Annotated in this window: 16 protein-coding genes; 11 read left to right on the top strand and 5 right to left on the bottom strand. The window is 69.3% G+C overall.

Annotated elements, in window-relative coordinates; translation table 11 throughout:
* Positions 1 to 27: 27 nt before the first annotated feature.
* From WS57_RS11160 to WS57_RS11150, 3 genes are read right to left on the bottom strand one after another with little or no spacing between them, the layout of a single operon-like run.
* Positions 28 to 843, bottom strand: coding sequence for an ABC transporter permease (locus tag WS57_RS11160; RefSeq protein ID WP_059602020.1), 816 nt, complete (start codon positions 841 to 843; stop codon positions 28 to 30).
* Positions 843 to 1,949 carry a PhnD/SsuA/transferrin family substrate-binding protein gene (locus WS57_RS11155; protein WP_069244207.1) on the bottom strand — a complete coding sequence of 369 codons (1,107 nt, stop codon included), beginning with the start codon at positions 1,947 to 1,949 and terminating at the stop codon, positions 843 to 845. The genes WS57_RS11160 and WS57_RS11155 overlap by 1 nt, the downstream gene beginning before the upstream one ends.
* 33 nt (positions 1,950 to 1,982) lie before the next feature.
* Positions 1,983 to 3,059 carry an ABC transporter substrate-binding protein gene (locus WS57_RS11150; RefSeq protein ID WP_069244206.1) on the bottom strand — a complete coding sequence of 359 codons (1,077 nt, stop codon included), beginning with the start codon at positions 3,057 to 3,059 and terminating at the stop codon, positions 1,983 to 1,985.
* Between the two features lie 453 nt (positions 3,060 to 3,512).
* Between WS57_RS11150 and WS57_RS11140 the strand changes: the two genes are divergently transcribed.
* From WS57_RS11140 to WS57_RS11105, 8 genes are all read left to right on the top strand, one after another.
* The gene (locus WS57_RS11140) at positions 3,513 to 4,685 is read left to right on the top strand and encodes an LLM class flavin-dependent oxidoreductase (protein WP_040130467.1); all 1,173 of its coding nucleotides are present in this window, start codon (positions 3,513 to 3,515) and stop codon (positions 4,683 to 4,685) included.
* A gap of 44 nt (positions 4,686 to 4,729) precedes the next feature.
* Positions 4,730 to 5,779: an ABC transporter substrate-binding protein gene (locus tag WS57_RS11135; RefSeq protein ID WP_009691510.1), complete on the top strand. Its 1,050-nt coding sequence runs from the start codon at positions 4,730 to 4,732 to the stop codon at positions 5,777 to 5,779.
* Between the two features lie 33 nt (positions 5,780 to 5,812).
* Positions 5,813 to 6,607 carry an energy transducer TonB gene (locus WS57_RS11130; RefSeq protein ID WP_059515920.1) on the top strand — a complete coding sequence of 265 codons (795 nt, stop codon included), beginning with the start codon at positions 5,813 to 5,815 and terminating at the stop codon, positions 6,605 to 6,607.
* 41 nt (positions 6,608 to 6,648) lie between these two features.
* Positions 6,649 to 7,359, top strand: coding sequence for a MotA/TolQ/ExbB proton channel family protein (locus WS57_RS11125; RefSeq protein WP_059602028.1), 711 nt, complete (start codon positions 6,649 to 6,651; stop codon positions 7,357 to 7,359).
* A complete protein-coding gene (locus WS57_RS11120) occupies positions 7,359 to 7,769 on the top strand; it encodes an ExbD/TolR family protein (RefSeq protein WP_009694203.1) in 411 nt (136 codons plus the stop codon). Before WS57_RS11125 ends, WS57_RS11120 begins: the two co-directional genes overlap by 1 nt.
* 35 nt (positions 7,770 to 7,804) lie before the next feature.
* On the top strand, positions 7,805 to 8,881 hold the full coding sequence (locus WS57_RS11115) for an ABC transporter substrate-binding protein (protein ID WP_059480965.1): 1,077 nt from the start codon (positions 7,805 to 7,807) through the stop codon (positions 8,879 to 8,881).
* A complete protein-coding gene (locus WS57_RS11110) occupies positions 8,878 to 10,092 on the top strand; it encodes an MFS transporter (protein WP_069244375.1) in 1,215 nt (404 codons plus the stop codon). The genes WS57_RS11115 and WS57_RS11110 overlap by 4 nt, the downstream gene beginning before the upstream one ends.
* A gap of 203 nt (positions 10,093 to 10,295) precedes the next feature.
* Positions 10,296 to 12,602, top strand: coding sequence for a TonB-dependent receptor (locus WS57_RS11105; RefSeq protein ID WP_069244205.1), 2,307 nt, complete (start codon positions 10,296 to 10,298; stop codon positions 12,600 to 12,602).
* 61 nt (positions 12,603 to 12,663) lie between these two features.
* Here the strand turns inward: WS57_RS11105 and WS57_RS11100 are convergent, their stop codons facing one another.
* Positions 12,664 to 13,617, bottom strand: coding sequence for a LysR substrate-binding domain-containing protein (locus WS57_RS11100; protein WP_059602031.1), 954 nt, complete (start codon positions 13,615 to 13,617; stop codon positions 12,664 to 12,666).
* A gap of 136 nt (positions 13,618 to 13,753) precedes the next feature.
* Here WS57_RS11100 and WS57_RS11095 point away from each other — a divergent pair, with 136 nt between their 5' ends.
* The 3 genes from WS57_RS11095 (at position 13,754) to WS57_RS11085 (ending at position 17,047) form a co-directional block, all read left to right on the top strand.
* Positions 13,754 to 14,923, top strand: coding sequence for a M20 aminoacylase family protein (locus WS57_RS11095; RefSeq protein WP_059602034.1), 1,170 nt, complete (start codon positions 13,754 to 13,756; stop codon positions 14,921 to 14,923).
* 38 nt (positions 14,924 to 14,961) lie between these two features.
* The gene (locus WS57_RS11090; RefSeq protein WP_009687917.1) at positions 14,962 to 15,744 is read left to right on the top strand and encodes an ABC transporter substrate-binding protein; all 783 of its coding nucleotides are present in this window, start codon (positions 14,962 to 14,964) and stop codon (positions 15,742 to 15,744) included.
* Positions 15,745 to 15,862: 118 nt separating this feature from the next.
* On the top strand, positions 15,863 to 17,047 hold the full coding sequence (locus WS57_RS11085; RefSeq protein ID WP_059480957.1) for a porin: 1,185 nt from the start codon (positions 15,863 to 15,865) through the stop codon (positions 17,045 to 17,047).
* Between the two features lie 58 nt (positions 17,048 to 17,105).
* Here WS57_RS11085 and WS57_RS11080 read toward each other — a convergent pair whose 3' ends face one another.
* A complete protein-coding gene (locus tag WS57_RS11080) occupies positions 17,106 to 18,125 on the bottom strand; it encodes a zinc-dependent alcohol dehydrogenase family protein (RefSeq protein ID WP_069244204.1) in 1,020 nt (339 codons plus the stop codon).
* Between the last annotated feature and the right edge of the window lie 7 nt (positions 18,126 to 18,132).

Here is an 18,132-nt window from a genome sequence, read left to right as displayed (position 1 = left end):
AACTCGCTTGAATGGATAACGCGTGATTCATCGCGCCGGCGCCTGCCAGCGCAGCGCATGCCGTTGCACGAGTGCGATCGAGCGGTCGAGCGCGAAGCCGATCAGCCCGATTACCGCGACGTCGACCAGCACGACGTCGAGCCGCAGCATCTGCCGCGCGAGTTCCATCATCTGTCCGATTCCGCTGTCCGCGCTCAGCAATTCGACGGCGACGAGCGCGAGCCAGGCGCGCGCGAGGGCGATCCGGATGCCCGTGAGCAGCGGCGGCAGCGCGGCGGGCAGCAACACGTCGCGCAGCAGCGCGACGCGGCCGACGCCGTAGTGGCGGGCCATTTCGACGAGATCGCGCGGCGTGTCGTGCACGCCCGCGAAGGCGGCCAGCGCGACCGGAAAGAACACCGCCTTGCCGACGACGACGAGCTTCAGCGGCTCGTCGACACCGATCAGCAGGACCAGCAGCGGAATCAGCGTGAGCGTCGGCACCTGACGCAGCAGGTCGAAGGTCGGCCGCAGATAGTCGGAGAACAGCCGGCTCGATGCGAGCAGGATGCCGAAGGCGGCGCCGCTCGTCGCGCCGATCGCGAAGCCGAGCGCGAGCCGGTGCAGCGTGATCAGCAGGTTGTCGCGCAGCTCGCCGGTTTCGATCAGCACGCGCAGCGTCGATGCGATGCGTTCGGGCGGCACGACGAGTTGGGGCGGGAACCAGCGCTGCGCGCTGGCGAGCCACCACAGCGCGGCGAACGCGGCGGGCGTCGCCCACCACAGCGCCTGCGCGCCGATCCGCGCGACGGCGAGCGGGCGCACCGTGCGCGGGGCGTTCGAGGTGGGCGCGTGCATCGTCATCAGCGGCTCGCGACGCGCGATGCGTTGGCGCGCCAGTAACCGTCGAGGCCGAGCTGCCTGAGTGCGGTCGACACGAAGCTCGGCGCGAGCAGCGCGTTCACGTCGACCGGCGTCGACGTCAGCCCGGCCTGCCGGCTGTAGGCGATCACGTCGCGGTAGTGGTCGGTCAGCGCGGGCGTGAACAGCGGCGTCCATTGCTCCTTCCACGGCGTCGCTTCGTCGGCGTACTCGCGCCGCACGACGTTTTCCGGCTGTCCCGACGCGCTCAGGATCTTCACGTACGCATCGCGGTTCTGCGGCTGCGAGATCCAGTGCGCGGCCCGCACGTAGGCGGTTGCGACGAGCTGCGTGATGTCGGGGTAGCGCCGCACGAAGTCGTCGGACGCCCATAGCTCGGCGCGCATCTTCCAGTCGTCGGGCGCGGTCTTGGTCGACCAGATGATCTTGCCGACGTTCCTGTCGACCAGCGAATACGCGTCGGACAGCGTGAAGAACCCGTCGACGCGACCGGCTGCGACCGCCGCCGCGCCGGCCTGCGGATCGAGGTTGTAGATCCGGAAGTCGGACAGCTTCAGGCCGTTCGCGGCGAGCAGCTTGCCGAACGTGACTTCCCACGGTCGGCCGCGATTGAGCGCGATGCGCTTGCCCTTCAGGTCGGCGATCGATTTCGCGGTCGAGCCAGCCGGCACGACCAGATACGTGTTGCTGCCGACGCCGCCCGGCACGACCAGCCGCGTATGCGTGCCCGACGCGTTGACGACGACCGACGGCAGGTCGCCGTAGCCCGCGAAATCGATGCTGCCGTTGGTGAATGCCTCGTTGACGAGCGTGCCGACCGCGGCGGTCGACACCGGCACCCATTGCAGCTTCACGTGCCGCGCGGCGAGCGCCTTCTCGAGCGACTTGTCGGCGTCGATCAGCGCGGACGCGCCGGCGTATTGCGTCTTGCCGCCGCTCGAATAGGCGACGACGGCGATCCGCACGACCTTCGGTGCGTCGTCGGCGCGCACGGACGGCGCGGCGAGCGAGGTCGCGGCCATCGGCAGCGCGACGAGCAGCGCGCGCAGCAGGCGGCGCGGCGTGGCGAGGGAGAGCGTGTATTTCATGATGTCCGGAATGAGTGGCGGGAAGGGCGGCGCTCACGCGCGCCTTTTCAGCGACGGCTGCAAGACCTCGGCGAGCGGGCGCGGATCGATCCAGTCGGCGACGTCGAAGTCCGCTTCGAGAAATCCCCAGTCATGCAGGAAGGTCTTGAAGTCGTCGAGCGCGGCGATCGATTCGTCGTCGAGATTGACGCCGAGATGCTGGTGAAGCTGGTTGCCGTATGCGGCGCGCACCCAGTCGATCGACGCCGCGGTTTCGCCGGCCACGTAGTGCGCGGTTTCGTCCGGATGCGTGCGCGCCCAGTCGCCGGCCGCGACGACGAGCTTCAGGAAGCCGGCGACGATGTCCGGGTGGTTCGCGAGCACGTTCGCGTTGACGGTCAGCGGGCGCGGCGTACCGTTGTTGTTGCGGATCGCGCGCTCCGGATGGAAGCCGATGTCGATCACGACGTGCGCACCGATCAGTTGCGCGATCTCGAGGCCGGTCGATCCTTTTACGTAGATCGCGTCGACTTCGCCGCGCAGCAGCGCGCCGGCTTCGGACGCATACAGCGCGCGGCTCGAGAAACCCTGCGGCGATGCGAACAGGCTGGCGGCGCGCGCCGGGCTCACGGCCTGCAGCGTGCGGGCGCGTACGTCGACCAGTTCGACGTCGCGCGTGGTCAGTCCTTCGAGGCTCAGTGCATTGACGATGCCGCGCAGCGCCGACGCGCGAAAGATGTCGATGCGGTCGTCGGGCCGGCTTGGTATCGCGACGCGGCGGCCGCGCAGCGCCTTCACCGAGCGGATGCCGGACTCGGGCCGTGCGAGGATCAGCTGCGACTCGTCGACCCACGACAGCCCGATCACGCGCGTGTTCGCGGCGTTCGAGCGCGCCCACATCGCGGGGATGCTGCCGCCCTGGCGAAACGATTGCGCAAGTGTGTGATCGCTGATCGACGACACGTCGAGTCGCGTCTCGACGCGCGGCGAGCGAATCGCGACGCCGTCGGCCGACGTCTCGCCGTTGAGCCAGCCGAGATGCACCGCGATGCCGAGCGGCGTCGGCACGGGCGAACGGGCATACCAGAACGTCTGCTGCTTGTCCGATGACGAATCGGGCCTGTCTGTCATGTGTGAGATTCCCTCTCTGGGCAATGCATGGTCGAAGCGCCGCCGCGCACGATGTCGCACGCGCGGGCCGATCAGGACATTGCAAATTCCGGGCCAGCGGCTGCGTCGTCGCGCGATCGCCTGCGCGGCGCGGCATGCCGGTGCGCGATGTCGCGCGCTCCGGCAGCGCGGGTGTTGCGCCAGCAACAGTCGCGCGGACGGCTGTTGCACGCGCAGCACCGGCGCTGCGTATGCAGCAGCGCGACGCGACGCCGGACGACGGGCGGGCCGCCGGGTTCGCCGCATCTCGGACGATCCGCGCAAAGCCGCATGGAGCAAGGCGTCACGCGCCCCGAACGGCAACCCGGCGCACACCGTGCGACGACGCTTGGCACACCGCGTGCTTAACAGCGGCGAACACGCGCGGCACGCCGGTGCCGCACGCATCCGAACCGGCCGACAAGGAGAACCCCGATGGCTGTTGAATTTCTGTGGCGGCTGCCGATGCACGGCGACGGCAGGCGCGCACATGACCTGCATACGCGTGGCGAGTGGAATCGCCAGCGCGCGTCGCGCGTCGCGCCGAAGCTCGACGACGATGCATTCGGCTATATCGACTATCTGTCGCAGGTCGCGCGCGCGGCCGACATCGCCGGCTTTCACGGCGCGCTGATTCCGATCTTCCGCTTCACCGAGGAGCCGTGGGTCGTCGCGGCCGCGCTGGCGCGCGAGACGCGCCGGCTGCGCCTGCTGATCGCGTTGCAGCCGCATTTCGTGCATCCGGTCTATGCGGCGCAGATGGCCGCGAGCCTGCAGCGGGTCAGCCGCGGGCGCGTCGAGTGGAACGTCGTCACCGGCGGCGGCGGGCCGGACCAGCGCGCCTACGGGGACTTCATCGATCACGACAGCCGCTATGCGCGAACCGACGAATTCCTCGACGTCGTGCGCGGCGTGTCGGCCGGCGCGCCGTTCACGTACGACGGCCGCTTCTATCGCGTCGAAGCGGGCGGCCTGCTGCCGCCGCTGAGCGGGCAGAAGCCGCCGCGCATCTATCTGGCCGGCGCGAGCGACGCGGCGCTCGCGGTCGCGGCGAAGCACGGCGACGTGCACCTGAGCTGGGGCGAACCGCTCGCGAAGCAGAAGGAGGTGATCGACGCCGCGCGTCGCGCGCTCGACCGGCAGAACGCCGAGCGCGACCTGCGCTTCGGGATGCGCATCGACATCCTCGCGCGCGAGACCGAGGAGCAGGCGTGGGCCGAGCTGCGGCAGATGTTCGGGACCGTCAGTGCGTCGACGCGCGACGGCTTCGGCGGGCGCGGCGACGCGTCGGAATCGGTCGGCGCGAAACGCCAGTTCGCGCTGCACCAGGGCAACACGCAGCATTTCGACGACCTGATCGTCGGACCGAACCTGTGGGCCGGCATGTCGCAGATCCGCGGCGGCCCGGGCTGCGTGATCGTCGGCAGCCACGAGCAGGTGGCCGAGCGGCTTGCGGAATACGTCGACATCGGCGTGTCGACCTTCATTCTCGCGAGCAATCCGCATCTGGAGGAGGCGTATCGCGTCGGCGAGGAAGTGCTGCCGCTCGTCGACGGCGCGCTGAACGCGCGCGGCACGCAGGCGGCGCTGCGCGTCGCCGGCGCATGAGCGGGCGCGATGCGCACCGCGTTTCAACGATCGGGACAAACACAATGACGACATACGCAGCGCAGGCGACCGCCTGCGACGCACTCTGGTATACGCGCTGCCCGGTGCCGACCGCGCTCGGCATCGCCGTGCATCGCGGCTGGTTCGACGAGGAGTTCGGACCCGACGGCATCGCACTGCATTCGTTGCAGGAGACGACCGACGCGAACAAGCGTGAATCGCACTTCGATCACAGCCTGCCGCACTCGTTCCGCCAGGGCGGCAACATTCCGGCGCTGTGGGCGCGTTCGCGCGGCGCGGACACGCGCGTGATCGGCCTGTCGTGGACCAACGAATTCCAGGCGATCGTCACGCTGCCCGAGCGCGGCATCCGCACCGCGCGCGACCTGCGCGGGCGACGGCTCGGCCTGCCGCGGCACGCGATCAGCATCGACTTCTGGCGTGCGGCCGCGCTGAAAGGCTTTCTCAGCGCGCTCGAACTGGAAGGGCTCGGCCACGGCGACGCGGAATGGGTCGACCTGCCCGAACGCGCGCCCGATGCACGCATGGGCCGCGCATCGTTCCTGCGCGGACCGCACGAATACGGGCTCGAAATCGCGGCGCTGATGCGCGGCGAAGTCGACGCGGTGTTCGTGAAGGGCGTGGCGGGGCTGGAAACCGTGCACCTGATCGACGCCCAGGTCGTGATCGATCTCGGCGCGCACCCGGATCCGCTGGTGCGGATCGGCAACGGCACGCCGCGCACGCTGACCGTCGATCGCGCGTTGATCGACGCGCGCCCCGATCTCGTGAGCCGCTTCCTGTCGGTCGTGGTCGGCGCGGGCGACTGGGCCGCGCGGCATCCGGCCGAAACGGTCGCGTATATCGGCCGCGAAACGCGGGCCTCCGACGAGTGGGTCCGTTATGCGTACGGCGCGGACGTGCACCGGCATCTGGAGACGGGGCTTGCGCCGGCGTCGATCGACGGGCTGGTCGCGTTCAAGGATTTTCTCGTCGAATGGGACTTTCTCGAACGGGATTTCGACGCGCGCGCGTGGATCGATCCGGAGCCGTTCACGCGGATCGACCGGCATCGCCACGCGTGGGTCGCGTAGCGCGCCGCCAGGCGCCATTGCAAGGAGTCGAACATGACAGGACTCACGGTCCGGTACGGCGCGCTGCATGCGCGCCGACACGCGGCACGGGCGGTGCGCGCCGCGCCGCCGCTTGCGGCGCGACCGCCGTTGCCGCTGCCGCCCGCGCCGGCCGACACGCGGCGCGCATCGAACAACGGATGGCGCGAAGCGGTCGCAGCGGCGCTCGCGGTCGCCGCGTTGCATGCGGGCGTTGCGCTGCTGGCGGCACGCGCGCCGGCCACGCCGGCCGTGCAGCCGCCGCGCCCGCTGCCGATGACGGTCGAACTGACGCGGCCGCCCGAGCCGTTGCCGCAGGCTGCGCATCCGCCGCCGGTCGTGCCCCCGAAGCCGCCGAAGCAGGCGCCGACGCCGAAGCCGCACGTGGCTCAGCCGCGCCCGCCGGTGGCGCGGGCAGCCGCGCCGCAGCCGGTGCACGAAGCGCCATCCGCGGCCGCGACGCCGCTGGCGGCGGCGCCGGCGACACCCGAGCCCGCGCCTGCGCCGACGCCTGCCGCGCCCGTCCGCGAAACCGCGCCGATCGGCGACGCGGCCTATCTGCGCAACCCGGCGCCCGACTATCCGGCGTTCGCGCAGGACCAGGGCTGGGAAGGGCGCGTCGTGCTGCGCGTGCACGTGCTCGCGAACGGCTCGCCCGACTCGGTCGAGGTGAAGACGAGCAGCGGCCGGCGCGTGCTCGACAACGCGGCGCTTGCCGCCGTCCGGCGCTGGACCTTCGTGCCCGCGAAACGCGGCGACGAGGCCGTCGACGGCTGGGTCAACGTGCCGATCGATTTCAAGCTGGGCTGACCCACCGATCAGCTCGTCACATTTTCAAGGGAATGCAAACCATGAACGGTATCTCGACCACTTTCATCGTCCAGGGCGCGCTCTGGCTGCTCGTCATCTTCTCCGTCGTCACGTGGACGCTGATCGTCGTGAAGGCGATCCAGAGCCTGCGCGCGAGCGCGCGCAACCGGCGTTACACGAAGGCGTTCCGGGCTGCGAACAGCTTCCAGGAAGCGGCCGCGCTCGACGGCGCGAACAGCCCCGCGGGCGAGCTCGCGGCCACCGGCTTCGACGTGCTGCGGCGCGCCGACGAAGGCAGCGCGCACGATCTCGAACACAGCTGGAACCGCCACGACCTGCTCGAACGCCATCTGCGCCAGCAGATCCAGCACGCACGCCGCCGCGAGGAAGCGGGGCTGGCGGTGCTCGCGTCGATCGGCAGCACCGCGCCGTTCGTCGGGCTGTTCGGCACCGTGTTCGGCATCATCCATGCGTTGACCGCGATTACGCACAGCGCGTCGGCGAGCATCGACGTGGTTGCCGGGCCGATCGGCGAAGCGCTCGTCGCGACCGGCATCGGCATCGCGGTCGCCGTGCCGGCCGTGCTCGCGTACAACTTCTTCGTGCGGCGCGTGAAAGCCGCGTCGGCCGATCTCGACGCGTTCGCGACCGACTTCGTCACGCTCGCGCAGAAGGCCGGCTTCCGCGTGCCGGCCGCTGCGGCTGCGCCGGCGCGCCGCGCGACCGAAACCCGTCAGGAGGCGTTCGCATAATGGCTTTCTCGTCCTCTTCCGACAACGACGACGTGCTCAGCGAAATCAACATCACGCCGCTCGTCGACGTGATGCTGGTGCTGCTCGTCGCCTTCATCGTCACCGCGCCGCTGCTGAACAACGCGGTCCACGTGAACCTGCCGAACACGGTCGCGACCGCGCCCGCCGATCGCAAGCCGAACGTCACCGTGAGCGTCGACGACAAGGGCGTCGTCTATCTCGACAAGCGCGCGGTCGCGCTCGCCGCGGTGCCGGCCGAGCTCGCGGCGCTGAAGGCGGGCCGGCCCGACGTCGCGCTCGACCTGCAGGCGGACGAGCACGTGCCGTACGGCACGGTCGCGAAGCTGATGGCCGCGATCGAGCATGCGGGCATCACGCGACTGTCGGTGCTGACCGCGCCACGCGGCTGATACGGCTTTCCACGACTCCTTTACCGAACGCATTCATGAGCACCACGGCTTCACACAAGGTCCAGTCGATCTGGTACACGCGCTGTCCCGTGCCGACGCCGCTCGGCATCGCCGCGCATCTCGGCTGGCTCGACAGCGAATTCGCCGGCGACGGCATCACCGTGCGCGCGCTGCAGGAGAGCCAGCACGCGACGCTGCATCACGCGCATATCGATCATTCGCTCGACAACGCGTTCCGGCAGGGCGGCAGCATTCCCGCGCTGTGGGCGCGCGCGGCCGGCGCGGACACGCGCGCGATCGCGTTGACCTGGGTCGACGAGGCGCAGGCGATCGTCGCGCTGCCGGAAGCCGGGCTGAAGCGGCCGAGAGACCTGCGCGGCCGGCGTATCGGACTGCCGCGCCGCGACGGCGAGCGGATCGACATCTTTCGTGCGGCCGCGCTGCGCGGCTTCGTCAGCGCGCTGTCGCTCGACGGGCTCGGCGCCGCCGACGTCGAATGGGTCGACGTGCCCGCGTCGAACCTGCGTGCACCGGTGCCGACGCCGGCGACCCGCGAGGCGGCGTTCAGCCATCCCGCGAGCCTGTCGAGCCGCCGGCTCTATGCGGCCGAGGCGGCCGCGCTGGTGCGCGGCGACGTCGATGCGATCTACGTGAAGGGCTCGCTCGGCCTCGAAACCGCGCATCTGATCGGTGCGCAGCCGGTCGTCGACATCGGCTTCCATCCGGATCCGCAAATCCGCATCAACAACGGCTCGCCGCGGCCGCTGACCGTCAACGCGTCGACGCTCGACCGGCATCCGGACATCGTCAGCCGCTTTCTCGCGCGCGTGACCGACGTCGAAGGCTGGGCGCGCGACCACGAACACGAAGTGCTCGGCTACCTGGGCCGAGAGACGGGCTCGGGCCACGACTGGCTGCGGCTTGCCTACGGCGCCGACGTGCATCGGCGCCTGCGCACGGATCTCGACGACGCGTCGATCGCCGCGCTCGACGATTTCAAGCGCTTCCTCGTCGACTGGCATTTCCTGCCGGCCGATTTCGACATGCGCGCATGGATCGACCGGCGCGCGTTCGACGGCATCGCGGCGCTGTCTCGCGACGCGGCGCGGTGAGCGCGGCGAACCGCGTCGCCGGCGCATGGCGGCGCGAGCGCTTCACGGGCGGCTTCATGCTGCTCGCGCTCGCGAGCGGCACGACGATCAGCATGGCGCAGCTCGCGACGACGCTCTATGCGTTGCAGCTCGGCGTCGACAGCGCGAAGCTCGGCATCATCGCGGCGATGGAACCGCTCGGCATCGCGCTGATGACGCTGCCGGCCGGCCTGCTCGTCGCCCGTTACGGCGCGCGGCGCGTGTATTTCACCGCGAGCCTCGGACCGATGCTGCTGAACCTCGTCGTGCCGTTTACCGGCGCATGGCCGCTGATCGCGCTTACGCAATGGCTGATCGGACTGTGCATCCCGTTTCGCATCGTATCGATCGGCGGTGTGTTTCTCGCGCGCCTCGCGCAGATCGGCGTCGCGCGCGCCGGCTGGTATCGCGCGGCGATGTCAGTCGGCACCGGCATGACGGGGCCGTGGCTCGCGAGCGGGCTGATCGGCGCGCACGGGCCGGTCGCGACGTTCTGCGCAGCGTCGGCGAGTTTCGCAGGGATGGCGCTGTTCAGCCGCGCGCTGCTCGGCGACGCGGATACCGCTGCGTCGGGCGCCGCGCATCCCGGCACGGGCGGCCTGCGCGCGCTGCTGTCGCTCGCGAACCATCGCGACGTGCGGGAACAGCTCGCGACCGAAGCCGTGAACAGCGCGACGCGCTCGCTGGCCGGCACCTACACGGTCGTGCTCGCGATCCAGCATCTGCGTCTGTCGCAGACGCAGGCGGTCGCGCTGCTGACGCTGCAAGGCGTCGTCGCCGTGGTCGCGTTGTTCGGGCTCGGCCGCGTCGCGTCGCGCTGGGGCGACGCGCGCTGCTACGCACTCAGTGTCGCGGGCGGCGTCGCGGGACTGCTCGCGCTCGGCCTCGCGCGCGAGGCGTGGATCGTCGGCGCGGGGCTGGCCGCGCTGTGCGCGGGCTCGTCGCTGCTGCATCTCGTCAACATGCAGCGCCTTGGCCGTCATCCCGCCGACAAGAGCCAGGTATCGAGCCTCTACAACCTCGCGTCGATGACGGGCGCGTTCTGCGGCCCGCTCGCCGGCAGCGCGCTCGCGCCGATGGTCGGGTTGCCGTCGGCGTTTCTGTGCTGGCTGCCGGTGGTGGGCGTCAGCGCGGTCATGCTGCGGCGCGCGCGGCGCGATGCCGCGCTGCCGCTGTCCGCGGACGCGCGATGACGCCTTGCGATGCGACACGCGAGTGTTGCGTGGCAAGCACCCCGACACCACCTCACAGATGCGCAGGCAGCAACGGCGCGTCGCGCGTGCGGCGCAAACCCCCGTGCCGTGGGCACGTCGATGCTGGCATCCGAATTGCAATACCGGACGTGGTGCGTCGCGCACGCACATGCGTTCAACCGATCAAACAGGATGACTCATCGATGTTCAGGAAAAAAGTAATCGTCACCGCGCTGGGGGGACTGCTGACGGGCGGCTTCGTATCGATGCCCGCATGGGCGGAAGACGGCGCGACGACGGCGGGGACGCCGGACGCGAACCCGGCGCAGCAGGCTGCCGCCGATGCGGCTTCCGTGCCGTCGCGGAAGAAGAGCGCGACCACCGCGCATGAAACGAACCTCGGCGCGGTGACGGTGACCGCGCGCCGTCGCAAGGAGAGCATCCAGGACGTGCCGGTTGCGGTCAGCGCAATCGGCGGCGACGCGATCAGGAACAACGAGCTGCGCGTGGTCAACGACGTGACGAAGTACGTGCCGAACTTCACCGGCCAGTCGACCGAAGGCCGCGAGCGGCCGCGCTGGTTCCTGCGCGGCGTCGGCAGCAACGATCCGTCGGACCTGTCGCTGAGCCCGATCGGCGTCTATTTCGACGACGTGTATATCAACAGCGTGTTCGGGCAGGGCTTTCCGCTGTTCGACCTCGACCGCATCGAAGTGCTGCGCGGGCCGCAGGGCACGCTGTGGGGCAAGAACACCGTCGGCGGCGCGCTCAGCATCACGTCGCAGAAACCGACGTTCGACGTGAGCGGCTACGGCAAGCTCGGCATCGGCCAGTACAACAGCCGCCTCGCGGAAGCCGCGATCGGCGGGCCGATCGGCAACAACGACGTGCTCGCGGCGCGCGTGTCGGTGTATCACGAGAATGCAGACAGCTTCTATACGAACACCGTGCAGCAGGGCCGCTTCGGCGGCTTCCACGACAACGCGGTGCGTTTCCAGGTGCTGGCCGTGCCGACGTCGGATACCGACTTCCTGTTCAACATCCACGGGCGCAACTATACGGGCGGCGGCAACGCATGGCATGCGGAAGGCGCGGGGCCGGGCGGCGCGAACCAGTTCGGCTTCGTCGGGTCGAGCGATCCGTATACGGTGTCGCTCAACGCGCCGTCGAGCGATCACATCTCGACCTGGGGTACGTCGCTGACCGCGCACTGGCGCATCAATCCGGCCGTGACGCTGACCTCGATCACCGCGTTCGAAGGGCTGCATCGCTGGTACCAGGACGACGAGGACTATTCGCCGTTCGACGCTGCGCGTACGCACGACCGGCTGTCGACCCGCCAGTTCTCGCAGGAGTTCCGTCTCGAATCGCCGCAGAACGATCGGCTGAGCTGGCTCGTCGGCACGCACCTGTTCACCGAGCAACTCGCGGAGCAGGGCGCGGGCGGCGGGCTGCCCGGCTCGCCGTCACCGGCGTACTATCACCTGACCGATCTCACGCAGCATACGCAGAGTGCGGCGGTCTTCGGCAGCGTCAAGTACCGCTTCACCGACCGTTTCAACGTGACGGCCGGGCTGCGCTACACGATCGAGCGCAAGAACATCAACCTGACCGGGCTGCAGGGTACCGGCAACGTGACGTTCAGCGATCCGAACAGCTGGTGGTCGCCGTCGTCGGTGTCGTCGCCGCTCGCGGTCAGCGCGCGGCAGAACCAGACGAACACGTGGCGCGCGCCGACCTGGGACTTCACGCCCGAATACGCGCTGGCCAGCAACGTGCGCGCGTATTTCCGCTATGCGCGCGGTTTCCGCTCGGGCGGCTATAACGGCAATGCGTATACGCAGAGCACGGTGTCGACCGTGTCGCCGGAATACCTGACCGACTACGAAGTAGGGATCAAGAGCGAGTGGTTCGACAAGCGGCTGATCGTCAATGCGAGCGTGTTCCACTACGACTACCGCGACATCCAGGTCTTCGCGCTCGCGCCGAACCCGTTCGGCGGGCCGCCGGTGTCGACGCTGTCGAACGCGGGGCAGGGGCGCGCGGACGGCTTCGAGCTCGAACTGAAGGCGCAGCCGATCAACAGCCTGTACCTGTTCGCGAACCTCGGGATGCTGAACACGCGCTACACCGAGTTCCGCTATGTGCCGACCGCGGTCGGCAACTCGTTCGCGCGGTCGCCGCATACGACCATCAACGCGGGCTTCGATTATCGCGTGCCGGTGTCGTTCGGCACGCTGACGGCCGGCGGCGACGTCAACTACCGCAGCCGCGAATACTTCAGCGCGACGCGGCAGACCTTCCCGCAGCTCTGGCAGGGCGGCTATACGGTGCTGAACGCGCACGTGTCCTACACGACGCCGAACCAGAAGTACATCGTGACCGGCTATGTGACGAACCTGACCAACAAGGTCTACAAGAAGCTCGAACTGCTGCCGTCGTATGGCGCGTATCCGGTGCTGTACGGCGATCCGCGCACGGTCGGGATCACGCTGACCGCGAAGATCTGACGCAGGACCGTCCGGCGATGGCGAGCGGGGCGGTGCGACGCGGTGGCGCGTCCGCCCCGCCTCAGATCAACAGCGACACCGTCCTGAACAGCGCAAGGTCCTCCTTGCGCGCCGAGCGCGCATGCCGGCGGATCACCTGCAGCAGGCAGTCGATGAAGCAGCGCGCCGCATCGCTCAGCGTACTGCTGCGCCGCGTGACGATGCCGAGCTCGCGCGGCTCGAAGGTCTCCTTCAGCGACAGCGCCCGCATCCGCTCGCCGAACGTCGGCACCGCGGCCAGGATCGTCGGGCACCACGTGCACATGTCGGCCTGTTCGAGCATCGTCTGCAGCATCGACACCGACTGCGCGCGCACGATGCGCCGCTCGTCGAGCTGCGCGCCGTGGCGCGTGAACAGGTAGTCGACGAGCGCGCTCTGGCCGTCGGCCGTCGAATTCAGCACCCAGTCGTCGTCGAGCAGATCGTGGATCGACCGTGCGCGCTCGCGCGGATGGCCGGCGCGCACCATCACCGACGTGTCGTAGCGCAGCATCGGCTCGAACGCGAATTCCTGCGCGCTGCTGCCCGGCTGCACGTGGCCGAGCGCGAAATCCATGCTGCCGTCGCGCAGCAGCGGCTGCGCGACGGCCATCAGCGCCTCGTAGAGTTCGAGCCGCACGTCGGGCATCCGCTCGCGAAAGCGCAGCACCGTTTCCGCGAGGAAGGTCAGCGTCAGCCACGGCGTGACGCCGACGCTCAGCCGCCCTTCGATGCGGCCGCGCATCTGCGCGAGATCGTCGTGCGCGTGTTCGAGCTGCTTGAGCACGAGCTTCGCGTGCGTCAGCAGCGCCTTTCCATATGCGGTGAAGCCGATGCCCTCCGGTGCGCGCACGAGCAGCGGCAGCCGCTCGCCGGCCTCCAGTTCGCGCAGCGCGCGCGTGACGGCCGCCTGCGACAGCCCGAGCGTGCGGGCCGCGCCGCGGATGCTTCCGGCCTCGGCGCTCGCGACGAGCGCCTGCAACTGATGCAGTTTCATGGTGCGATACCTGACAACCAAATGTTGTCATCATAACGAAACCGGGGCTGTTCGCCGGGATTTTCGCTGCATACGATCCCGCCACGATCCGCCATTCCGGCGATCGGCGACGAAACGGCATCGAGGAGTATCGGGGTTGAATCCAGCACGCATTCCACCTGAAATGGCGGCGATCGAGGCCGACATGATCGCGCTGCGGCGCCGGCTGCACGCGCATCCGGAACTCGGCTTCCAGGAGCATGCGACCAGCGATCTGGTCGCCGAATGCCTGACAACATGGGGTTATCGGGTCACACGCGGCCTCGGCGGCACGGGCGTGGTCGGCACGCTGGCGCGCGGCGCCGGCAAGCGGCTCGGGCTGCGCGCGGACATGGACGCGCTGCCGATCGTCGAGACGACCGGGCTGCCGCACGCGAGCCGCCACGAAGGCGTGATGCACGCATGCGGCCACGACGGCCACACGGCGATGCTGCTGGCCGCCGCGCGCTGCCTCGCGCAGCGCGAGCGTTTCCACGGCACGCTTAACCTGATTTTCCAGCCGGCCGAGGAAGGGCTCGGCGGCGCGAAGCGGATGCTCGACGACGGGCTGTTCGAGCAGTTTCCCTGCGACGCGGTGTTCGCGATGCACAACGTGCCGGGCCTGCCGGCCGGCGTGCTCGGCTTCTGCGACGGCGCCGCGATGGCCTCGGCCGACGAGGTGCGCGTGCGCGTGACCGGGCGCGGCGGGCATGGCGCGGCGCCGCACACGACGATCGATCCGGTGGTCGTCTGCGCATCGATCGTGATGGCGCTGCAGACGATCGTGTCGCGCAACGTGAACCCGCAGGAGCTGGCGATCGTCACGGCCGGCTCGATCCACGCGGGCACCGCGTCGAACGTGATTCCGCCGCATGCGGAACTCGAACTGAGCGTGCGCGCGCTGTCGCCGGACGTGCGCGCGCTGCTCGAGCGGCGCATCCACGAGATCGTGCACGGCCAGGCCGCGAGCTACGGCGCGACGGCCGAGATCGACTACCGGCACGGCTATCCGGTGCTGGTCAATCACCCGGAGGAAACGGCGTTCGCACGCGAGGTCGCGCGCGAATGGGGCGGCGACGATGCGCTGATCCCGCATCTGCGGCCGATCGCGGCCAGCGAGGATTTCGCGTTCATGCTGAACGCGTGCCGCGGCAGCTATCTGTCGATCGGCAACGGCGAGGGCGCGGCCGGCTGCGGACTGCACAACCCCGGCTACGACTTCAACGACGCGTGCCTCGCGACGGGCGCGAGCTACTGGGTCGCGCTGGCCGAGCGCTACCTCGCGTGACGCGCCGGACGATTTCGATTCACACAAGGAGACGGGCAATGAAGAAATGGACGATGGCGCTCGCGGTGGCGCTGGCGGCAGGGGCGGCGCATGCCGGCGACTGGACGGGCAAGGAGATCCGCCTCGCGGTCGACCCGACCTACCCGCCGCTCGAATACAAGCTGCCCGACGGCACGCTGACCGGGTTCGGCATCGATATCACGAATGCGCTGTGCGCGGAACTGCGTGCGCGCTGCGTGTGGGTCGAGTCGAGCTTCGACGGGATGATTCCGGGGCTGCTCGCGCGCAAGTTCGACGTGATCGCGTCGTCGATGACGATCACGCCGAAGCGCGCGCAGCAGATCGCGTTCACGAACCGGATCTCGAATGCGCCCGCGCGGCTGATCGCGCGCAAGGGTTCGCCGCTGCTGCCGACCGCGGACGCGCTGAAGGGCAAGCGCATCGGCGTCGAACAGGGCTCCGCGCAGGCCGACTATGCGATCGCGAACTGGCAGCCGGCCGGCGCGCAGATCGTGTCGTACCAGAACCAGGACCAGGTCTATGCCGACCTCGTCACCGGCCGTCTCGACGCGGCGTTCCAGGCCTCGATCGCGGCCAGCGACGGTTTCCTGAAGAAGCCGCAGGGCAAGGACTTCGCGTTCGTCGGCGCGCCGATCGACGACATCAAGTATTTCGGCCAGGGCGACGGGCTCGGCCTGCGCAAGCAGGACGCCGACCTGCGCGAAGCATTCAACCGCGCGCTCGCGACGATTCTCGCGAACGGCACCTATCAGCGGATCAACCGCAAGTACTTCGACTTCGACATCTACGGCGCGAAGTAAGCGGAAGGGGCCCGGCACGTGCGCTGCGCGCCGGGAACGGCAGTGGAACGATGCCCGACGACGGGGCGAACGACGATTCGCATCGCGCGAGGCATCGAATAATGAATAAGGATCACGAATGAACTGGAGACTGGCTTTCGTCGCGATTCCGGCGCTGTGTGCGGCGCCCGCGTTCGCGCAGAGCAACGTGACGCTGTACGGCCTCGTCGATGCGGGCATCGACTATACGAACAACGTCGGCGGCCACAGCGCGTGGCAGATGGCGAGCGGCTTCGCGCAGGGCAGCCGCTGGGGCCTGAAGGGCACCGAGGACCTGGGCGGTGGCTACAGCGCGCTGTTCCAGATCGAGAACGGCTTCAACGTGACCAGCGGCACGCTCGCGCAGGGCGGCCGCATGTTCGGGCGGCAGGCGTATGTCGGGCTCGGCAGCACGCGTTACGGCACGCTGACGCTCGGCCGTCAGTACGATTCGGTCGTCGACTATCTCGCGCCGACGACCGCCAACGGAAGCTGGGGCGTCTACCCGTTCTCGCATCCGCTCGACAACGACAACACCGGCAACACGTTCCGCGTGAACAACACGGTGAAGTATGCGAGCCCCGACTTCGCCGGCTTCTCGTTCGGCGGCACGTACAGCTTCAGCAACGACACGGGCTTCGCGAACAACCGGCAATGGAGCGTCGGTGCACAGTACGAGAACGGCGGGCTGCTGGTCGGCGCGGCGTTCCTGAACGCGAATAATCCGGGCGCGACCTCGGGCGGCGCGATCGCCGGATCGGGCTCGGTCGGCGCCGATGCGAACTTCGTGTCGTCGCGGCTGCGGATCTTCGGGGCGGGCGTCAACTACACGGCGGGGCCGGCGACGGTCGGGTTCGCGTATACGAACAGCAACGTCTCGCGGCCTGGCGCGAACGTCGGCTACCTGTTCGGCGACGAGACGATCGCGCCGGTGACGGGCCCGCTCGCAGGCGGGACGGTCACGTCGATCAAGTACCAGAACTTCGAAGTCAACGGCAAGTACCAGTTCACGCCCGCGTTCTTCGTCGGCGCGCAGTACGTGTACACGACGGTGCGCTACGACGCGACGACCGGCACCGCGAAGCCGAAGATCCATTCGATCGGGCTGATGGCCGACTACAACCTGTCGAAGCGCACGGACCTGTACGTGATGGGCGCCTACCAGCGCGTCGCCGGCGACGCGACGGGCTCGTCGCTCGATCAGGCCTATATCCCGGGCGCGGCGGACCTGTCGTCGACGTCGAAGCAGGTGATGGTGCACGCCGGGATTCGGCACAAGTTCTGAGCGGCACACGCGGCACTCGATCGCGGGGCGGGCGGCGCGAGTCGCCCGCCCCGCTTCGTCATCGCGCGACGCGGATCACGATCTTGCCGAAGTGCTGCCCCGACTGCAGGTGCGCATAGGCGGCCGGCGCATCGTCGAAGTCGAACACGCGATCGACGACCGGGCGGATCCGCTTCGTGTCGAACAGCCGCACGACCTCGTCGAGCATCGTGCGGCTGCCCACCATGATGCCGTGCAGCCGGCGGATGCCGCCGATCAGCGACAGCAGCCCGAGTTCGGGGCCGCCGAAACCGCTGACGCCGCCGATCACCGAGACGACGCCGCCCATCCTGGTCGCGGCGACCGAGCGCGGCAAGGTGTCCTTGCCGCCCACCTCGACGACCAGGTCCGCGCCCGCGCCGTCCGTGAGCCGCAGCACTTCGTGCTGCCAGTCGGGCGTCGCGCGATAGTTGATCGTGGCGTCGGCGCCGAGCGCGCGGGCGCGCTCGAGCTTCGCGTCGCTCGACGACGTGACGATCGTGTGCAGCCCTGCCGCGTGCGCGAGTTGCAGCGCGACGATCGATACGCCGCCGGTGCCGAGCAGCACCACGGTCGAGCCGGGCGCCGCCTGGCCGTCGGCGAACAGCGCATTCCATGCGGTGATGCCTGCGCACGACAGCGTCGACGCCTCGTCGTAGTCGAGATGCGCGGGGATCGCGACCAGCGCGGCTTCGTCCGTGACGAAGTGCTCGGCAAGCACGCCGTCGAACTGCGCGCCGGGCGAACCGGCGACTTTAGACGGCGTGGGCGGGCCGTCGATCCAGCGCGGGAAATACGTGTTGATCACGCGATCGCCGGGCTTGAAGCGTGTGACGTCGCGGCCGGTCTCGACCACTTCGCCGGCGCCGTCCGCGACCGGAATCAACGGTGCGTCGCCGATGCCGAGGTAGTCGCCGCGCGCGAACATCAGGTCGCGATAGTTCAGCGATGCCGAGTGGATCTTCACGACGACGTCGGTCGGCCCGACCGGCCGGTGCATCGCATCGATGCGGCGGAGCCCGGCGGGACCGTCGCCCGGCGTCTGTTGCCATGCTTGCATGTCGACT

The sequence above is a fragment of the Burkholderia pseudomultivorans genome, assembly GCF_001718415.1.
GTDB lineage: Bacteria > Pseudomonadota > Gammaproteobacteria > Burkholderiales > Burkholderiaceae > Burkholderia > Burkholderia pseudomultivorans_A.
Note: the sequence above shows the minus strand (reverse complement) of the source record. Positions and strands in the feature narration are given on the sequence as shown.

Excerpts from the sequence above, each read along its gene's own strand:
- WS57_RS11160 (WP_059602020.1), bottom strand. The coding sequence starts at position 843 with ATGACGATGCACGCGCCCACCTCGAACGCCCCGCGCACGGTGCGCCCG.
- WS57_RS11155 (WP_069244207.1), bottom strand. The coding sequence starts at position 1,949 with ATGAAATACACGCTCTCCCTCGCCACGCCGCGCCGCCTGCTGCGCGCG.
- WS57_RS11150 (WP_069244206.1), bottom strand. The coding sequence starts at position 3,059 with ATGACAGACAGGCCCGATTCGTCATCGGACAAGCAGCAGACGTTCTGG.
- WS57_RS11140 (WP_040130467.1), top strand. The coding sequence starts at position 3,513 with ATGGCTGTTGAATTTCTGTGGCGGCTGCCGATGCACGGCGACGGCAGG.
- WS57_RS11135 (WP_009691510.1), top strand. The coding sequence starts at position 4,730 with ATGACGACATACGCAGCGCAGGCGACCGCCTGCGACGCACTCTGGTAT.
- WS57_RS11130 (WP_059515920.1), top strand. The coding sequence starts at position 5,813 with ATGACAGGACTCACGGTCCGGTACGGCGCGCTGCATGCGCGCCGACAC.
- WS57_RS11125 (WP_059602028.1), top strand. The coding sequence starts at position 6,649 with ATGAACGGTATCTCGACCACTTTCATCGTCCAGGGCGCGCTCTGGCTG.
- WS57_RS11120 (WP_009694203.1), top strand. The coding sequence starts at position 7,359 with ATGGCTTTCTCGTCCTCTTCCGACAACGACGACGTGCTCAGCGAAATC.
- WS57_RS11115 (WP_059480965.1), top strand. The coding sequence starts at position 7,805 with ATGAGCACCACGGCTTCACACAAGGTCCAGTCGATCTGGTACACGCGC.
- WS57_RS11105 (WP_069244205.1), top strand. The coding sequence starts at position 10,296 with ATGTTCAGGAAAAAAGTAATCGTCACCGCGCTGGGGGGACTGCTGACG.
- WS57_RS11100 (WP_059602031.1), bottom strand. The coding sequence starts at position 13,617 with ATGAAACTGCATCAGTTGCAGGCGCTCGTCGCGAGCGCCGAGGCCGGA.
- WS57_RS11090 (WP_009687917.1), top strand. The coding sequence starts at position 14,962 with ATGAAGAAATGGACGATGGCGCTCGCGGTGGCGCTGGCGGCAGGGGCG.
- WS57_RS11085 (WP_059480957.1), top strand. The coding sequence starts at position 15,863 with ATGAACTGGAGACTGGCTTTCGTCGCGATTCCGGCGCTGTGTGCGGCG.
- WS57_RS11080 (WP_069244204.1), bottom strand. The coding sequence starts at position 18,125 with ATGCAAGCATGGCAACAGACGCCGGGCGACGGTCCCGCCGGGCTCCGC.